Annotated in this window: 19 protein-coding genes and 1 riboswitch; of the genes, 7 read left to right on the top strand and 12 right to left on the bottom strand. The window is 45.4% G+C overall.

What is annotated here, in order from left to right:
- Positions 1–6: 6 nt before the first annotated feature.
- The 6 genes from WDY75_RS15410 to WDY75_RS15385 all read right to left on the bottom strand — a co-directional run bounded on the left by WDY75_RS15410 (position 7) and on the right by WDY75_RS15385 (position 6,040).
- Positions 7–774, bottom strand: coding sequence for an ABC transporter ATP-binding protein (locus WDY75_RS15410; protein ID WP_006210269.1), 768 nt, complete (start codon positions 772–774; stop codon positions 7–9).
- On the bottom strand, positions 774–1,586 hold the full coding sequence (locus tag WDY75_RS15405; RefSeq protein ID WP_063479666.1) for an ABC transporter ATP-binding protein: 813 nt from the start codon (positions 1,584–1,586) through the stop codon (positions 774–776). The genes WDY75_RS15410 and WDY75_RS15405 overlap by 1 nt, the downstream gene beginning before the upstream one ends.
- Complete coding sequence (opp1C, locus tag WDY75_RS15400; protein ID WP_036638912.1) at positions 1,549–2,433, bottom strand: nickel/cobalt ABC transporter permease; 885 nt, start codon at positions 2,431–2,433, stop codon at positions 1,549–1,551. Before opp1C ends, WDY75_RS15405 begins: the two co-directional genes overlap by 38 nt.
- Before the next feature lies 1 nt (position 2,434).
- Positions 2,435–3,364: a nickel/cobalt ABC transporter permease gene (opp1B, locus tag WDY75_RS15395; protein ID WP_063479667.1), complete on the bottom strand. Its 930-nt coding sequence runs from the start codon at positions 3,362–3,364 to the stop codon at positions 2,435–2,437.
- Positions 3,365–3,480: 116 nt separating this feature from the next.
- Entirely contained in the window at positions 3,481–5,097 is a 1,617-nt protein-coding gene (gene nikA / locus WDY75_RS15390) for a nickel ABC transporter substrate-binding protein (RefSeq protein WP_051449154.1), read from the bottom strand.
- A gap of 445 nt (positions 5,098–5,542) precedes the next feature.
- Positions 5,543–6,040: a DUF1579 family protein gene (locus tag WDY75_RS15385; RefSeq protein ID WP_063479668.1), complete on the bottom strand. Its 498-nt coding sequence runs from the start codon at positions 6,038–6,040 to the stop codon at positions 5,543–5,545.
- A gap of 260 nt (positions 6,041–6,300) precedes the next feature.
- On the opposite strand from WDY75_RS15385, the gene WDY75_RS15380 reads away from it, so the two are divergent.
- Both WDY75_RS15380 and WDY75_RS15375 read left to right on the top strand, forming a co-directional pair.
- On the top strand, positions 6,301–6,888 hold the full coding sequence (locus tag WDY75_RS15380; protein ID WP_063479669.1) for a TetR/AcrR family transcriptional regulator: 588 nt from the start codon (positions 6,301–6,303) through the stop codon (positions 6,886–6,888).
- 126 nt (positions 6,889–7,014) lie between these two features.
- Positions 7,015–7,893: a haloalkane dehalogenase gene (locus WDY75_RS15375; RefSeq protein ID WP_063479670.1), complete on the top strand. Its 879-nt coding sequence runs from the start codon at positions 7,015–7,017 to the stop codon at positions 7,891–7,893.
- A gap of 268 nt (positions 7,894–8,161) precedes the next feature.
- Here WDY75_RS15375 and WDY75_RS15370 read toward each other — a convergent pair whose 3' ends face one another.
- From WDY75_RS15370 to WDY75_RS15355, 4 genes are read right to left on the bottom strand one after another with little or no spacing between them, the layout of a single operon-like run.
- The gene (locus WDY75_RS15370; protein WP_063479671.1) at positions 8,162–8,887 is read right to left on the bottom strand and encodes a hypothetical protein; all 726 of its coding nucleotides are present in this window, start codon (positions 8,885–8,887) and stop codon (positions 8,162–8,164) included.
- Positions 8,874–9,596, bottom strand: coding sequence for an ABC transporter permease (locus WDY75_RS15365; RefSeq protein WP_338842203.1), 723 nt, complete (start codon positions 9,594–9,596; stop codon positions 8,874–8,876). The genes WDY75_RS15370 and WDY75_RS15365 overlap by 14 nt, the downstream gene beginning before the upstream one ends.
- Entirely contained in the window at positions 9,593–10,447 is an 855-nt protein-coding gene (locus WDY75_RS15360) for an ABC transporter ATP-binding protein (RefSeq protein ID WP_063480751.1), read from the bottom strand. Before WDY75_RS15360 ends, WDY75_RS15365 begins: the two co-directional genes overlap by 4 nt.
- Positions 10,444–11,076, bottom strand: a complete 633-nt coding sequence (locus WDY75_RS15355; RefSeq protein ID WP_063480750.1) for a TetR/AcrR family transcriptional regulator — start codon at positions 11,074–11,076, stop codon at positions 10,444–10,446. The genes WDY75_RS15360 and WDY75_RS15355 overlap by 4 nt, the downstream gene beginning before the upstream one ends.
- Before the next feature lie 162 nt (positions 11,077–11,238).
- Between WDY75_RS15355 and WDY75_RS15350 the strand changes: the two genes are divergently transcribed.
- The 5 genes from WDY75_RS15350 to WDY75_RS15330 all read left to right on the top strand — a co-directional run bounded on the left by WDY75_RS15350 (position 11,239) and on the right by WDY75_RS15330 (position 16,770).
- Positions 11,239–12,483, top strand: a complete 1,245-nt coding sequence (locus WDY75_RS15350; protein ID WP_063480749.1) for a cation:proton antiporter — start codon at positions 11,239–11,241, stop codon at positions 12,481–12,483.
- A gap of 150 nt (positions 12,484–12,633) precedes the next feature.
- Positions 12,634–12,784, top strand: a riboswitch (cyclic di-AMP (ydaO/yuaA leader).
- Between the two features lie 136 nt (positions 12,785–12,920).
- On the top strand, positions 12,921–13,589 hold the full coding sequence (locus WDY75_RS15345) for a universal stress protein (RefSeq protein ID WP_231888332.1): 669 nt from the start codon (positions 12,921–12,923) through the stop codon (positions 13,587–13,589).
- A gap of 81 nt (positions 13,590–13,670) precedes the next feature.
- Complete coding sequence (locus WDY75_RS15340; protein ID WP_040680688.1) at positions 13,671–15,020, top strand: TrkH family potassium uptake protein; 1,350 nt, start codon at positions 13,671–13,673, stop codon at positions 15,018–15,020.
- Positions 15,021–15,628: 608 nt separating this feature from the next.
- Complete coding sequence (locus WDY75_RS15335; protein WP_063480747.1) at positions 15,629–15,853, top strand: hypothetical protein; 225 nt, start codon at positions 15,629–15,631, stop codon at positions 15,851–15,853.
- Positions 15,854–15,984: 131 nt separating this feature from the next.
- On the top strand, positions 15,985–16,770 hold the full coding sequence (locus WDY75_RS15330; protein ID WP_063480746.1) for a DJ-1/PfpI family protein: 786 nt from the start codon (positions 15,985–15,987) through the stop codon (positions 16,768–16,770).
- Positions 16,771–16,901: 131 nt separating this feature from the next.
- On the opposite strand, the gene WDY75_RS15325 is transcribed toward WDY75_RS15330, so the two are convergent.
- Positions 16,902–17,120 (bottom strand): hypothetical protein, encoded by a 219-nt coding sequence (locus WDY75_RS15325; protein WP_063480745.1) that lies wholly within the window; start codon positions 17,118–17,120, stop codon positions 16,902–16,904.
- A complete protein-coding gene (locus WDY75_RS30765) occupies positions 17,054–17,293 on the bottom strand; it encodes an HXXEE domain-containing protein (protein WP_409348334.1) in 240 nt (79 codons plus the stop codon). The genes WDY75_RS15325 and WDY75_RS30765 overlap by 67 nt, the downstream gene beginning before the upstream one ends.
- Positions 17,294–17,360: the final 67 nt, after the last annotated feature.

Raw genomic sequence — 17,360 nt, 5'->3', positions numbered from 1 at the left:
TACAAATCAGGTACCGTTTGCTCGAAAGGGCATAACCGATGCAAGCAATGCTTTCGCATATTCATTCGTTGCATCCGAGAGATGATTCCGTTCTAGCTCCTCCACAATTGTTCCGCGGTACAGGAAGAGTACCCGGTCACAGAGATTCGCCACAGCCTGAAGATCATGCGCTACAAATAGATAGGTCATGTTCATTTCATGCTGCAAAGTGCGCAGCAACTCCAGGATTTGCGCCTGGACGGAGACATCCAGCGAACTGAGCGCTTCATCCAGAACTACGAATTTGGGTTTGGTTGAGATTGCGCGGGCGATACACACCCGCTGTAATTGCCCGCCACTCAGTTCATGAGCATACTTGTGCATCACCGCATGAGGAAGCCCCACCTTCGCGAGCAGGTCATTGACCCGATCATCCAGATCCGCGATATCACCCAGTGCAACCAAGGGTTCAGCTATGATATCCCGCACGATGAATTTGCCATTGACCGAAGACGTATAATCCTGAAAAACAACGCTTATTTTCCCTTTATTCTTCTTCATCCATTGGGAAACAACCATCCCCTCAATCCGAACTTCACCTTGTGTTGGTTTCTCCAATCCAAGAATGAGGCGGCTTAACGTGCTTTTCCCACTTCCACTCTCACCAATCAGACCCAGACATTCACCTTCACGGATCTCAAAATGAATATCTTTCAGAATTTCTGTTGTCTCTTTCCGAAAGAAGCCACCCGATTGGGGATAGCTTTTGGACAGATGATTCACTTCGACCAGCATTACTGCACACCTGCTTCCATGGAGGCTTGAAAAGGATCAGACAGCTTGATTCGGGTCTGGATCAGATATTGTGTAAACTCATGCTGAGGATTCGCAAATACGTCATTCGCCTTTCCTTGCTCGACGCATTCCCCATCCCGCATAACGATAAGATCATCCGCCAAATACTGCACGACACCCAAATCATGCGATATGAAAATGATGGACATACCCATCGTTTCGCGAAGTTGCTTGAATTGCTCAACAATCGCACGCTGGTTAATCGAATCCAGTGCGGTTGTCGGCTCATCGGCGATGATAATGTCAGGCTCCAACATCATGGCAATGGAGATCATTACTCTTTGCAGCATGCCCCCTGATAGTTGATGCGGATACTTTTGCAGCACCTGCTCAGGTTGAAGAATATGAACACGATGCAAGGCATCCGCCGCCAGTTGTCTGGCTTCTATTTTGGGGATCCGAAGGTTCTCTCGAAAGGTCTCCATCATTTGTTTCCCAATCGGTTCCAGCGGGTTAAACGCCGTCATTGCATCCTGTAAAATCATGCAAATGCGCTGACCGCGGATCTTTCGAAGCTCTTCCCCGGTTTGCTGTAATAGATCCTTCCCCTGGTAAAAGGCTGTTCCACTAATTTCAAGCAAGGGAGAGGCCAATCCCAGAATGGCTTTGGTGGATAAAGATTTGCCGCTGCCACTCTCGCCCACAATGCCAAGGCAGGTATTGGACTGCAACGCAAAGCTTAGATTTTGCACAATGGGCAGACCGGTTCTGGAATCAGTGATGGACAGATTTTTTACTTCTAACAAAGACATTCAACCGGCCTCCTTTCTTATGCATATAACTTTTCGGATTCATCGCCGCGTGCAGGCTGTCTCCCAAAAAGTTGAAAGCAGCCACGACCAGCAAAATCGCCAATCCAGGCGCAAGCATTTGCGTTGGATGTGTAATCATTACATTTTTTGCATCATTCAGCATCATGCCCCACTCCGGCGTAGGTGCCTGTACACCCAGACCAAGGAAGGACAACGCCGATATATTGAGGATGACCCAGCCCGTATCCAGCGTCGCAAAGACAGCGACTTCGCCCGAAACGCCAGGCAGCACATGTTTTCTCATAATATGACCCGTCCCGCATCCCGAGACTTTGGCAAAACGAATATAGTTCTTGTCCGTATATTGAATAACTGTTGTACGAATCATCCGGGTATACCAGGCCCATTTGGCGATAATATTGGCGACGACGACATTTAGCAGGCCTGGACCGAGAATGCCGACAATCGCCAGAATCATCACTTCTGCCGGAAAGGAGAGCATCATATCACAGATTCGCATAATGACTTCATCCACCTTGCCGCGAAAATATCCCGATATGATGCCCAGCAGGGTTCCGATCGTAATTGTAATCGCGGTTGTAATTACAGCAAACAGGATCGTTGTACGAATTCCATAAAGAAGACGTGACAGATTACAGCGGCCGAGTTGATCTGTACCCAATGGATACTCCAGACTGATCCCTGCATATTTGTTCATAATGTTTAGACTCGTGGGATCATGCGGTGCGAACCAGGGTGCACCAACACCAGCGACGACCACAAGTGCGATCGTAATCATACATAACACTGCCATTTTATCGGACACCAGGCGCTTCCAGAACATCATGTTACCCCTCCCTTCTTATCCGGGGATCCAGAGCTGAATTCAGAAGATCCACGAGTAGATTACAGACGACAAACATCACACCCATAATCAGAATATAGGCTTGAATAATCGGAAAATCCGAATTGAAAATCGCGGTGACGCATAAACGCCCAATGCCTGGCCATGCATAAATATTTTCCACAATGACCGTACCCGCGATTAACTTCGGGATCGACATACCCAGCGCCGTAATCGATAATTGAAGGGAGTTACGGAACACTTTCCAGATAATCGTCCGTTCCTTCAATCCTCTGACACGAGCGTACAACACGTAGTTTTCGGTTTTGTTTTGCACCATATTGTTGCGGATCAGCCTGACGTAGGTAGAGATGAATACCAGGGACAGCGTTACTGCCGGCAGGATGACTGAACTTGCCTGCTCCATGCCACTCGTGGGGAACCAATTCAGCTTGACGGCAAATAACCACATCAGCAGAATGCCAATCCAGAAACTCGGCATGGCTGTGCCAATAAAGACCCATGCACGCATGAATCGATCCAGGATACTGTTCTCATATATCGCACATAGCACACCAATCAGAATACTTATCGTCAGAATGATAATGAGGGCAACAGCCGATAGCTTTAATGTAGCTGGAAGGGCTCGTGCAATTTGCTCTCCAACCGATTGTTGGTTGACATAACTAATGCCGAAATCCCCCTGAATGCTGCTGCTAATCCAGTCCACGTAACGGGTCAGAAACGGTTTATCCAAACCTAGTGTTTCCCTCATGGCATCCACCATTTCCGGTGTCGGCGTAACTTGATTCACCCGCAGCGCCACTTCAGCCGGATCACTGGTTCGCAAATGGATCAGAATAAATGCTAAAAATGAAATACCGATCAGCACCGGAATAATGGCTAATATTCGTTTTATGACGTACCTGCCCAAGGTGATCCTCCTTTATATTTCATGGATTCACAAGGAAACCCCGCTGCACAACTCCGCGAATGGAAGATGGTGAGCGAGGCTTCCTGACTTTCCTAATGAATTTTCAAAATTCCTGATTACTCTTCGAAGTACATCTTCTCAAACGGAATTTCGTATTGGGAAACGTTAAAGCCCACACCCTGAAGCGCCTTGATATGAACGGCTTTGGTAACCGAATAGGTCAGTGGAATATATACATTTTCATGATGAATATACGTTAGAACCTCTTTGTACATGTTTTGGCGCTGTTCCTCATTCTGCTCGACCATCAGGTCTGTGATCGTATGATCCAGCCACTCTTTTTTCTCCAGCCCCAATTGGGCCTGATAATCGGCGTGGGAGGGAACCCTCCAGGAAGAGACATACGTTTGCGGATCATACGGCAATCCCCAGGAGAGGGAGTACATCAGATCAAATTCACCCGTTTTCTGACGGTCCAGATAGGCCTGCTTTTCCTCGCCAACAATGTTCAACGCTACCCCAACCTGCTTCAAATCGTTTTGCATCGATTCACTAATGGTCCGCTCCTGTGCATTATCGGAATTGTAATAGATCGTCAGTTCAAGCTTGTTCCCATCCTTATACCGATAGCCATCCGAGCCCGCAACCCAGCCAGCCGCCGTAAGCAGATCGCTTGCTTTGTTCATGTCATACTGCACACCTTCAAGGCCCACATCAGCGTACGGAACCGAAGTGGAGAGCAACGTATCTGCTACTTGTTCCGTACCGTTCAGTATGCCTTCCGCGATGATTTGTTTATTAATGGCATACATCAGCGCTTCACGCACTTGGGGCTCCTGAGTTGCTGAGCGGTTGGTATTAAGAACGATCGCACGTGAGCCAACCGGATGACTGATGACCGTGCTGTATTTCCCTTGATCCGTCAACACTTTGAACGATTCATTGTCCACCATGTCACCGTCCGAACCGAATAACAGGTCTACTTCTCCCTTTTCCAGGGCAAGCAGAATCGTTTGATGGTCAGGCATGACTTTCCACTTAATCGTTTGGATCTGCGGTTTGTCTCCCCAGTAATTTTCATTGACCGTAAATGTCGCGTACTGGTCCTGCTTGTGCTCCGTTAAAATGTATGGCCCTGTTCCGGCATAGCTGCTGACTCCATTCGCAGTTGTACCGTCAACAAAGCTTTTTGGTGAGATGAAGCGAAACGGACGAGTTAACCCCAATTCCTCCAATGTCGGGTAATACGGGTGTTTCAGTACAATCTGGAACGTGGCGTCATCGATCACTTTCGTCTCCTTGATCTCGGCAACCAGATTCAGCCATGAGTTCTTCTCGACATTTTCCAGAACTGCATCGATATTCAGCTTCACGGCTTCGGCATTAAACGGCTCTCCGTCCGAAAACTGAACACCTTTATGTAAATAGAAGGTATACGTTGTGCCATCTTCTGAGATATCCCACTTCTCCGCGAGTGCAGGCTTGATGCCTTCCGGCGTATTGATCACAAGGGATTCAAACACCATATTCTGAGCCGGCATCTCTCCAGCGTATAGATGGGGATTGATATCCCGGATATCCTTGGTGCTGGCAAAGACTAATTCCGCGTTGGAAGCTTTGGCGGTTTGTTGCGCATTTCCTGCTTCTGTGCCGGATGAACAAGCTGATAGTAGAAGCACTATTGAAAGCGATAGTAACAGAGTAAGTGTGTAATGCTTGCGTGATGTATGCATGATTTCCTTCCTTTTCCTATCAAGTAGATAATTCTAAAGTGTTTTATTTAAGAAGTAACCCTTCAATTGTGGAATCGACAATAACCGTAATGCAAGGTACTCTTTTCGCGCTGCTTGATCTTTAGGCACATAGGTTTGTTTGGCCCTCCTGAAAATGAAATATTCATTATTCGTAAATATTACGATTAACTGGTACAACTTTATCCCGACAACCTGTCTTTGTCAAGAGCTTTTCTGAAAATCGTAATAATTATGATTAGTGATAACGCATAACAATAACGGTTAACCCTATATGTTCATGTCGTCTTTCTGTTGGTTCCCTCCCTCCTCTTTCATAACTAAAAAACCACTGAATCATTTTGATCAGTGGTTTTAACAGATATAACGTTGCGATAGAGGCTGCTTTCATTCAAATGCACTTCATGGATAGTAGAGAATTTCTTTACTAGATCACTTTAGTCAACTTGATGTCCATCCATGGTACCCAATTCGTACCTTCGCTTGATAGCTCCCAACTACCTGTTAAGATGTTACTATCTTCGCTAAACACTCCTGTGAATCGCTCCGACTCCCCCCAAATTTTCCAATCACGGTCGAGTAGGTTCGCTTGGTATGCATTGAAATTACCTTGGTTGTCATATGAGTGTGTCGTGTAGTTCTGACTGGAAGCATCATAGCCAATGATCTCAATAGCCTTAACCTTATCTTTTCCCATATAGCCATCGACATGATGAATGAGAAAATAACCCCCGGGCAGCCATTCGTAGGTATCTACTGCTTTCAACAGATCAGCTGCCCCGGACGGACTGGCTTTAATCACACCCTCTGTATTCCATTTCCCTACGAAGACATTCAAGCGTTCCATTGCAGGATCGGGTTTAGACGGATTGTGTGAAGTAAGGGCATTATCATTCTCTGGTTCACGGATATTGTTTGTTGCCATCTTGATTTCTCCTTTCATGAGAACTGCGTCTATCCTAGCATGTAACAAACGTTATGCTTTCTTATGAATTGCTCCTTTTATCCTCCATTTCAACAAACTGATGTAACATAGCCATCTCTTCCGATTCACTGTCCTCTTAATAGAAGTTGCCTCTCATGATGATTCGATGAAAATCCTAAAAAATTCTGTATTGACAATTGTTTACACATAACCTACAATAAAAAATGTAAGCAAGCACTTGCATTAAGGGGGGGTGTCTCATGAGTGCTAATCCGACTACAAGCGAAAAGATATTGCTGGCAACCATGGACCTCATGGCAGAAAAAGGCTATGACAGCACAACAACCAAAGAAATCGCGCTAGCTGCTGGAGTGAACGAGGTCACTTTATTTCGGCATTTTGGGACGAAAGAAAAACTGCTTGAGGCCGCCTTCAGCCGGTTCCACTATGGCAATGAGATGACCAGGCTTTTTAACGAGGGTCTTATAGGAAATCTGCATGAGGATCTGCTTACAGTGAGTCGAACGTATCATAACATCATGAACCGAAACAGAAAGCTAATATCAATCGCGCTAAAAGGGAGTAGTACTCTACCCGTCTCTGTTCTACAAGAGGCTTCGCGCAATCCGAAGCACTTAAAAAATTTGCTCGCTGATTATCTAACTACAATGTCATCAGAAGGCAAAGTGGTCTCCACAAATCCTGAAATTCAAGCTTTATCGTTCATGTGGATGAATTACGGGGCTTTCATCAGTAGACTACATGCCAAAGAAGCGGTCTCGGAAGATACGCTTGAGGAATTTATTGAAGAAAGTGTAAGTGTATTTACTAAGGCACTTAGCCCTTAGCTATTATTTCACTAAGAACAGCTCCGAAGGAGCTTTTCTTATAACATAAATGAAAGTATGTGCTTGCTTTCATTTATGAAAGCATTTATATATATTAAATTTAACAATAGAAAGGTGAGATTCTGAATGATTACACCGTCTTTTCCCTACGAAAAAAAGCGTCAACGCGTACTGGGTCTAGAAATGGCTTACGTTGACGAAGGAAGTGGAGATCCGATTGTCTTCCTGCACGGCAACCCTACCTCCTCTTATCTCTGGCGTGAAACTCTTCCTTATGCCCAAGATTTTGGTCGTTGCATTGCTCCTGATCTCATAGGTATGGGGGATTCAGAGAAAATTCCCCATAGTGGTACCGACTCTTACACCTTTGTAGAGAATCGTCGCTATCTCGATGCCCTGTTGGATCAGATTGGTGTTCACGAACGGGTTACTTTTGTGGTGCACGATTGGGGGTCGGCCCTGGGATTTGATTGGGCTTACCGCCATCGAGAGGCTGTTAAAGGAATCGCCTACATGGAGGGAATCATACAACCTCGTAGTTGGAGCGATCTTCCGGAACGGGGACGGAAAATTTTTCAGGCCTTACGATCGGAGGAAGGTGAACAGATGGTGTTGGAACACAATTCTTTCATCGAGACTAACCTCCCAATCGGCATTCTTCGTAAGTTGACCGAGGAAGAGATGAATGAATATCGTCGGCCATTCTCGCTGCCTGGTGAAGGCCGCCGCCCGACGTTAACCTGGCCGCGACAACTTCCGTTTGATGGAGATCCCGCTGATGTGACGGAGATTGTAACCACGTACGGAGAGTGGTTGGTACAGAGCTCGGTCCCGAAACTCTTCATCAACTGTGATCCAGGCACTATGCCGGTATCTCATGTTGAGTTCTGCCGTACCTGGTCAATGCAAACGGAGATCACCGTCCGTGGACTTCATTATCCTCAGGAAGATTCGCCTCATGAAATTGGCGAAGCACTTGCTGCCTGGTTAACGAATCTAACATAGTCGTTAAAGACCTTTTAGGTATGGATTAATATTAAAAACAAGTAAGCAATTATTCTAGCAGATGCTCGTGCCTACTGCCATATAAACATGGACCGGTTCTATCACACTTATCTGACCAGCAATCGGTCCATGTTCTTGTCTCATCATTTCCGATAAAACTTACTTCCGGGTATGCAGTACTCGGCCCGTTCAACAACGCACCTTCCATTCCCTTCAAGTGCTTGAATTCTATCATTCAAGCAGGCTGCATTAAACGCCGGAGCACCAGTTAAGATCGCCTGTTTATGAATACAGTTACCATCAGGTACAAGAACACGCCATGTAAGAGCAAACCACCGGCAAAAAATACAGATGCCAGAAAAGGTTCATTGTGCATGAACAGGTAGGGGATCTTAGAAGGCCAATACGTTGGAAGCCAGGCGCCTACCACCTGCCAGGCTCCAGGCACGAAATGGGCCACCACTGGGCCAGCTATGAACAGCCCCCCTAATTTTGACAAGGCCAACCCTTCCACCTTGTTTGTTGAGAAGGCGGCAAGAAACAGCGAAAACATGGGTGCTTCCAACGCCAGCAACAGCAACACAAATACATTGTATGAGCGGACTTCTGACAAATTGGAAAAAAACAAATACACAAAAGACAGGACGGTGCACAACAGAAAAGGAAGAGCCATTCTATAAAACAAATAGCCTTTACTCGTTAAAGGTGTAACCGCATAATAAGCAATCATATTCTCGTCCCGCTCGTCGAGCATAAGCAATCCTGTAAGCATTCCCGTCAGCATTGGGATCGTAACAACCAATAACGATGCAGCAAAGCCACGGTACAGCTCCAAGTGAAAGGAATAGTTTACCTCAAGCCAATCAACGGCAACAGGAAAGCCGAATCTCGATAGAAACAGGATCGCTAACGGTCCGATCAACGCTGCCATCAGAACAGGATCCTTCCAAGCATGCCGAAGATCCTTCATGATGAGGAATTTATATTTCTCCATGTACGGCCCCTCCCTCGCCTATCCGCATCAGCACATGTCGAGTATAGGAACGGTATGCCCAGAAGTAAGCAGCAATGTTCCAGAGCGATAAAAGACATACGGAGAATAGAACACTGCCAGCAGATAAGCCGTCACCAGGGGTAACAAGTAAGCGGAGTGTTCCTTCAGTCGGAAGGAACATAAACAGGTCAGTATGCCACAATTGAAGGAAACCGAACAAGGGAAGCACGAGTGGTATCGCGTAGACTTGTGCCATCAGAATAAAGCCGTTAATGGTCCGCTGGCGTGCCGCAATCCCAATCGACAACAAGGTCATGAAGGTTGAGGTTAAGACAATACCTGTAGAAAAAGCAAACGGTGAATCGGGAATGGTACCGGTTGCCATATGAATGACCCATCCTGCCGCAAGAGATAACAGCGACAGCGAGAATGCTTTTGCCAGTAAATAATCCCGTAAGTGCACCGGCGCTACAAACAGCGGGTCGTGAACACCTTGATCTCTCTCCAGCAGGACCATACCACCTGCCATGATAAGTCCCAGGGCAGCCGGATCGCTGAAGGTTAGCACGATGGCGGTTATCTCCTGATATGTCTCAGGAACGAATCGAAGCAGAATCCAGTAACAGATACATACGAATATATAAACGTAATAAAAGCCATGGCGCCACTGGAAACGTAGATCAAAAAGAAAAAGGGTTAGCCCTCTCATGAAAGCTGCCTCCCTGTCACCTCAATAAAAATTTGTTCAAGGGATGCTTCTTGCGAATGAATAGTCTCAGGTGGAAACTCCTGTATAAACCTCAGAAATCGGTCATTCCGACCCATATCATCTAGAGGAAATGTAGCCTCTTCTAACTCACTGTCCTTCCGGTATTCAACTCGCACCAGCCTTCTTCCATTCCGGAGTTTCAATTCCCTTGGTGAATCAACCAACTTGATCTCGCCGTCGACGATAAATGCAACCCGATCGCACAACTCTTCTGCTGCTTGCATATTGTGCGTTGTTATGAGAACCGTCTTTCCTGCCGCTTTTTTCGCGAGGATCAATTCCTTTATTCGTTTCGCATTCACGGGGTCCAATCCGGAGGTAGGCTCATCCAGAAAGAGGATATCCGGATCATGCATTAACGCCCTGCAGAAATTCAGCCTCATCTTCATCCCTTTGGAAAGGTGTGAAACCATCATATTGGCTGCATCTGACAAATCAACTTGTTCAAGCAATCTCAATGGATCCTCCGTATTCCCCTTGTAAAGAGATCGAAAAAGTTTTAAATTTTCGAGAACCGAAAATTTGTTGTAGAAGTTAGGAAATTCAAAGGCTACACCGATTCGCTCGTAATATTCCGGACCGATTTCCTTAATTTCGTTTCCCATTACCTTTATGCTCCCACGATATCCCTTCAGAACACCGATCAGCAGCTTCTGCGTTGTGCTTTTACCTGCACCAGACGGGCCGAGAAATCCAAAGATTTCTCCAGACCGTATGACAAAATCAAGTCCCTGCAGGGTCGGCTCTTTACGATTGGGATAAGTGAAATGAAGCCCGCTTACTTCGATCACAATCCCTCACCTCCTTGTGCCCCTTTGGACACTGCGAGCATACCGGCAGATAATAACTCTACCAACAATTCGATCGTAGCTGTAAATGGTGCTTCTCCAATCTCTTTTCTGTGCAGCGTAAGAAACGCCAAGGATCTGATCATGCCCACGATGGATTCGGGTGCCGTACCATTCAAAATGCCGGCTTTCTGCCAAGCTGCAATCACTGGCAGGAGAGCATCCTGATCCTCGGTAAAGTTACGGTCCAGCAGTTCCTTCGGTAATTTCCTGAACAACAGCTCCATCTCCCCCCGATCCATCATCTGTCGAAGCAGCGGGCTCTCATCCATCATCCTTAATGAATACAAGAGAAACCGTTTGATGCTATCCTGGCTGCTGACCTGTTCCGGAGGAAATAAGTCTAGAACCGCACTGCGGATTCGATCCTCCTCTTCCAGAATCAGTTCATAATACAATTCCTCTTTCGATCCGAAGAACATGTAAAATGAGCCTTGGGCAATGCCGACCGCCTTCGTTAATTCTTCAACACTCGTTTTACGGAGACCAGACTTTTCGAAATGCTGACGTGCCTCCACCAGCAGTTTTTCTCGAATCCACTTACGTTCTTCGTCAGAGAATTTTTTTGGCATATCGTATTTCACATCCTTAATCAGCATAGGAATGATTCTGTGATTAATTTTATTTTATATTCATAAAATACGCCCTCTTTTTCCCATTTGTCAATATATTTGTTGTTTGGAGGTCATTAAGTTACAATAACTGGAGATTATCTTCTTTAAGGAGGGGGCTCTATGCATCATTTTAATGAGATATTCGTTCAATTGTTAATTCTACTAGCGGTTTCGATGGGGGTTATCGCGGTAGCCAAAAAAATGAATCAGCCCTACTCTATTGCTCTTGTTATCGTAGGTCTGCTGCTTGGATTGATCCACGTGCCGGTGCTGGATGAAGCCGAATCTTTCATCACCCAATCGAATGTGTTTCAAGCGATCATTATTTCCCTGTTCCTGCCAATCCTTCTCGGGGATGCTACGCTAAAGCTTCCATTCTCGCATCTTCGTGAACAAGGCAAGCCGGTGCTTGCCCTTGCTTTTGGCGGCACCTTGCTCTCTTTTCTTCTTATTGCTCTTGCCATGTACGGGCTTATGGGATTACCTTTAGTCGTTGCATTTACCTTTGCGGCTTTAATGAGCGCCACAGATCCGATCAGTGTCATCTCCATCTTCAAGTCTTTAGGCGTACCGAAGAAAATCGTGACGATTATTGAAGGGGAATCGTTGTTTAATGACGGAATTGCCGTTGTGTTGTTTCAGATCTCTTCCGTTTATTTACTTACATATATGGAAATGGGCTGGGCGGGAGCAGGCAGCGGCCTATTGCTCTTTCTCAAGTTCAGTGTCGGCGGTATCGCAGTTGGAAGCTTGCTTGGGTATCTATTCTCACAGCTCATTCGCTTCTATGACGATTATCCGTTAGAGATTGCGTTCTCAATGCTCCTCTTCTTCGGAAGTTTCTTTATCGCCGAGCATTTCCATGTATCCGGTGTGATTGCCGTCGTCGTGGGCGGCTTGATTTTCGGCAGTTACGGAGCGCGCATCGGGATGTCGGAGACGACCAAGATGAACATTAATTCGTTCTGGGACGTCATCACGTTGATTGCAAATTCATTGATATTCCTGATGATCGGTCTCGAAATCAAACATATTAACTTCGCAGACAAATGGGCGTTAATCGGTGCCGCCATTCTGATCGTTCTCATCGGTAGGACTGTGGCCGTCTACGCGAGCCTGTACTTCCTGAGACCCTTCCCTTCATCATGGAAGATGGTTTTGAATTGGGGAGGGTTAAAGGGCAGTTTATCCATCGCACTCGCCTTAAGTTTGCCCTCAACCTTCGCCGGCCGCGACGATATACTCGTGCTCACGTTTAGTGTTGTCCTTTTCTCACTTCTCGTGCAGGGGTTAACCATCAAACCATTGGTTAAGAAGTTTGGATTAGCTAACCCCGTGAAGGAAAAAGACGGTGCGGATATGTAAGTAACCTTCGGGTAATCAAATAATAACTTGAAACGAGTATATACAAAACAAAGATTGAATTCTACCTCAACCCATGAATGACATTCATTGCCCATGGCAGACTGTTTACTTTTAGCTTATTTTAGCATAATATTTATTACAATAAATTTTATACGCATTACGCTTAATCCTCTATGAGGAACGGGGGAACCAACAAAAGCTGCTTAAGCTTTAGGGGTGAATTCTTTCTGATTAAGAAGGAACGGGAACTCTCAATCCCGAATCCGACAGCTAACCTCGTCAGCGTCTTGGGAGAGAACACTCTTCTACTTTGACTTGTCCAAAATTCGTACAGCCAAGGTCTGGAAGCAGATATATCTCTGCAACCAGGCCTTTTTAATTTAAGCTAATGTGGTAATTACCGTCTACTGAAGAATAAGAAAGGAATGATTTATCTGTTGAACAACGAAAAAATACTGGTATGCGTGTATTATGGTCCGAACGGCGAACGCCTCATCCGCCGAGGCGGTGAATTAGCCCATCTGCTTCAGTGTCCCCTGTTTGTGTTGAGCGTTATACCCTTACGTGAGAATGAGCTTGATCAGACACAAGAAAGGTATATGGCTGAGTGGCAAATGAAATGCGACGAATATGGGGCGACCTTTATCGTCAAACCAAACAAAGATCGCAAGGCTTCCGAAATCATAGCAGAAACTGCCAAAAACCTTCATATTACCCAACTCATCATCGGGCAGTCTGGACAAACACGATGGCAAGAAATTACGCGCGGGTCGTTTGTCAACGAACTCCTAAACCAGATTGGCGAAACGGATCTGCACATCGTGGCAGTTCAGAGGATGGATGAACAAATTACTGACACCCATGAACGAGGGATTCGAGTCGCCGTTTTCAAAGAGGGTCCTCATTATATAATCGGTAATAAGGAATCCGGGGGCAACCCTGTAGCCAGCGGACTATTTTTCAAAGAGTTGAATACCGATTTTGACACCGGTTTGCTAAAAATAAAAACAGATCAAGAAGTCCAATATCTAAAAATAAGTCACGGAAAAGTAATAGACTCGTCTTTATTCCAAAACAGAGAAATGTATGCCAAGGACGAAGATTAATAAGAAATGGGAGTGGAATTTGTGAGAAGACCCTCTATAAATTCAAACGATCGAAATACACAACATTCCGCTCCTGGCAAAATGGAGTTGTTCATCAACAAGCTTAAGAAAAAGATGAGCCCTCCCCAACTCATCATGCTTGTTTTTTTCACATTGATATTAATCGGAGCCGCATTGCTTGCGCTTCCCCACTCTTCCTCCACCGGAAGTTCAGTTGGTCTGCTGGATGCATTATTTACGGCAACGTCAGCAATATGCGTAAACGGACTCGTTGTCTTGGATACCGGCAGCGTGTTTTCAACTTTTGGACAAGTCATCATTATGATGTTGATCCAAATTGGCGGACTTGGCTTTATGACCTTTGGTGTCATGGTCGCCATTGTTTTGGGGAAAAGAATTGGCTTGAAACAACGGCTCATCATCCAGCAAACCACCTATTCGACTTCGGCACAAGGTTTGGTTAAATTGTCAATGTACATGGTACTTATCGCTTTCGCATTTGAAGCACTGGCAACGATTGTTCTAACACTTCGTTGGCAATCGGATTTTGGATGGGGGCAGGCGGCCTATTACGCCCTCTTCCATTCCGTTTCCGCATTCAACAATGCCGGTTTCGCCCTGTGGTCTGACAGCCTGACACCCTTCGTTGGCGATCCGATCGTCAATATTACGATTGTCCTGTTATTTATCATTGGAGGTCTCGGCTATATCGTCATTGTGGATGTATTCCAAAAACGTTCATGGAAAAAACTTTCGCTTCATTCCAAGGTTGTTCTGGTCGGGACAGGAACGCTGTCCCTGCTTGGTTTTCTATTTATATACTTTATGGAGAGCTGGAATCCGTCAACCTTTGGCCAATTGAGTGGGAGCGAACAAGTACTGGCTGCTTTTTTTCAAGGCATAACGCCACGAAGCTCGGGGTTTAATACGATTGATATCGGCAGTATGCTGGCAGCTTCTCAGTTCTTCATTATTATTCTGATGTTCATTGGTGCTGCTTCCGGAGGGACAGGCGGCGGTATTAAGATCAATACACTTGTTGTACTCATATTAGCTACAATCCAAACCTTTCGCGGGGGTGGTCAAATCCATGCCTTCAAGCGCAAAATAGCAGGCGAAACCGTTATGCGCGCACTGGCCGTTGTCATGAGTTCTCTGGTGGTTGTGCTGGGAGTTTCCCTATTGCTGACCATTTCAGAAGGAATGCTGGAAGAGCATTTTTTGGAAGTGCTGTTTGAAGCGACATCCGCTTTCAGCACTACTGGATTGTCGATGGGATTGACAAGCGAATTATCTCCCGTGGGGAAATTCATTGTAACCATAACGATGTTTGCCGGACGGCTGGGTCCCTTGACACTGGCTTACGCATTGGCTCAGAAAAAGCGTTCATCCAAAATTGGCTACGCGGAAGATCATATTTTGATTGGATAAGACGAGATAATAAAAAAGCCGCGAGTGCGGCTTTTTTTAATTATGTTGTGGCTAGTGCAGGTTTATTTCACCATTCAAGCTCACCTTTAATATCATTTCGGATCATCATCAGTTTCTAATTTTGCATTGGTTCCTTTGCATCAAATCGAGTGTTTTGATCTTAGACGTAGGCTTGATATTGTACGGGATCGTATTTGCGTAACAAAGCTAGAATCATTCTGTATTGTTTTTTTCATCTTACACGATCATTCTCCAAGCCTTGTTGACTTCATTCATGTTGGAGTTTGCAATATGGTATAGCTCATTATGTATCCCCCCTTTGACTTGGTTAAAGTCATCGATTAATTTCATGCATTTTTATAGGGGTATGATGGTTGGCGAGGAAGTTAAAGAACAAAGGCTGCTCCTTATAATTTCCCAATATTACGAATCGCTCTGTCCCAGTGCTTATACGAGCTTTTGTATTGTGATGATTTGTTTATAATTTTGAGACCTTTCTACATCTTCGTTTGAGATATTTGTTTGTTATGCTTTTATTTGGGAGCACGGATTCTTTGAATTTCGGAAAATCGGCTTCTCACAGAATACTCAATGAAGGAGGTTTCCATATGGGTTTGGAAAATGAAGCTTTCTCATTTTTCCCGTTCGGCGCTTTATTTTGTCTCACGCTGTTTTCTTTCCTAGCGGTTCGTGTATACGCGATTCGTCATCGACAAAAAGATGATCATCAAAAACATGACTTTGCTATGATTCTGAAGGAGCGAATGGCCAAAGGCGAAATAGATGAGAAGGAATATCGCATGCTGAAAGATTTTCTGTCTAATAGAGACTAGGAAGATTGCGGGTATCATTGTCGTACCTAGCGCGTCGGGTGACTACACCATCGACATTTACGGCTCTATCGCACTGGGGTTAGTTATCCCAAACATCATCTTTCAAACAAAACGAGAGGAATTGGTATAGGATGAAAAAAATGATTAGCTTACTCATGTCGTTAACGCTTATGTTAAGTCTGTTTGCCCCCGTAGCAAGTGCGAATACAAAAAAGGATCAAGATGCCAAGGACAAAAGTGTACATGTTCAAATCGTACTGTTCGATGGGTTCGATCTGCTGGACGCGTTAGCGCCATATGAAGTATTCGCTGCCGCTGGAATGTACTCCGGAGGGAAAGTCACAGTAGAATTGGTATCCGCAGAAGGCAAGCGTTCGGTTCCGAGCGGTCTGAATGGGCCCTCCCTTGAAGCGCAAGGCGTAATTGACCCCGCTCGTTCTGGAATTATTGTGGTTCCTGGAGCTTCGGGTAAGCCAGCCGGAAAATCAGAAGATTCTATTCCTAATATATTGAAGCAGGCTAAGGATACTGCTTTAACAAGTATGATGAAACAAGCTTTAAATAATAAGGAAGTCACAGTGGTTACCGTGTGTGGAGGTTCATTGGTGCTGGCTATGGGTGGTTTGTTGAAAGACAGATATGCTGTCACCAATCAAATAGGCATGGGTGCACTAGGAGCTCTCGGGGCAATTCCGGTTGATGCAAGAATCGTGGAAGATACTCCTCGCTTGGTGACTGCCGGAGGTGTTACTTCCGGACTTGACGTGGCCTTGTATTTGGTTGAGCGTGAAGTAGGGCCACAGATTGCGAATGCCATCGAAAAGTTATTCGAGTACGAGCGTAGAGGAACAGTATGGCAAGCAACAGGCATTGCGCCGATTCATTTCGAGGCTGATCAGCCAAGACAGGGGCAATAACCGTTCCCGCCCTTATTGTCCATGCCCGAAGGTGAAATACAAGCAAGAGGGTATCTCAAAGGATCTTACATCTTGCGAGATGCCCTCCTTGTTCCGATCTATACATAATGATGAAACAGAAACAGAATGTATTACTTTTTTTGAACCCTCATAGGCTCGCTAAGCCGCTTTGCTTTTTCTGACATGCCAAATCGTTCCATCTCTTCTTGCGAGAATGGATACTTTGCCTGTCTGCTTGAAAAAAGCTTGATCGGAAGTGCTACGATTATGACCGCTGCTGCAATCATTGCAATAATGCCAGCAATATAATCCCAGGTACCCGCAAGATCATGGGTTTTGTAACGTACCAAGTATAATACACCCCTATCGGACCATGCAGAAAAATACTCGCCGCAAGTCCTGGATTATAAAAGCTCTTTAATTTTCTGTTCATTACTATGCCATGCATGAGTATTTGGGAGAATCCAAAGTACATGGTTACTAATCCTAACCAGATAGCATCTGGAAATATAATCGCAGCCATGTAGAACGGATAAACTAACACGACGTTTACTACCATGGCAAGCTGGCTTATTTTGCGGATATCTGTC

It is taken from the genome of Paenibacillus glucanolyticus (genome assembly GCF_037333485.1).
GTDB lineage: Bacteria > Bacillota > Bacilli > Paenibacillales > Paenibacillaceae > Paenibacillus_AQ > Paenibacillus_AQ glucanolyticus.
This window is presented reverse-complemented; position numbering and strand designations above follow the sequence as displayed.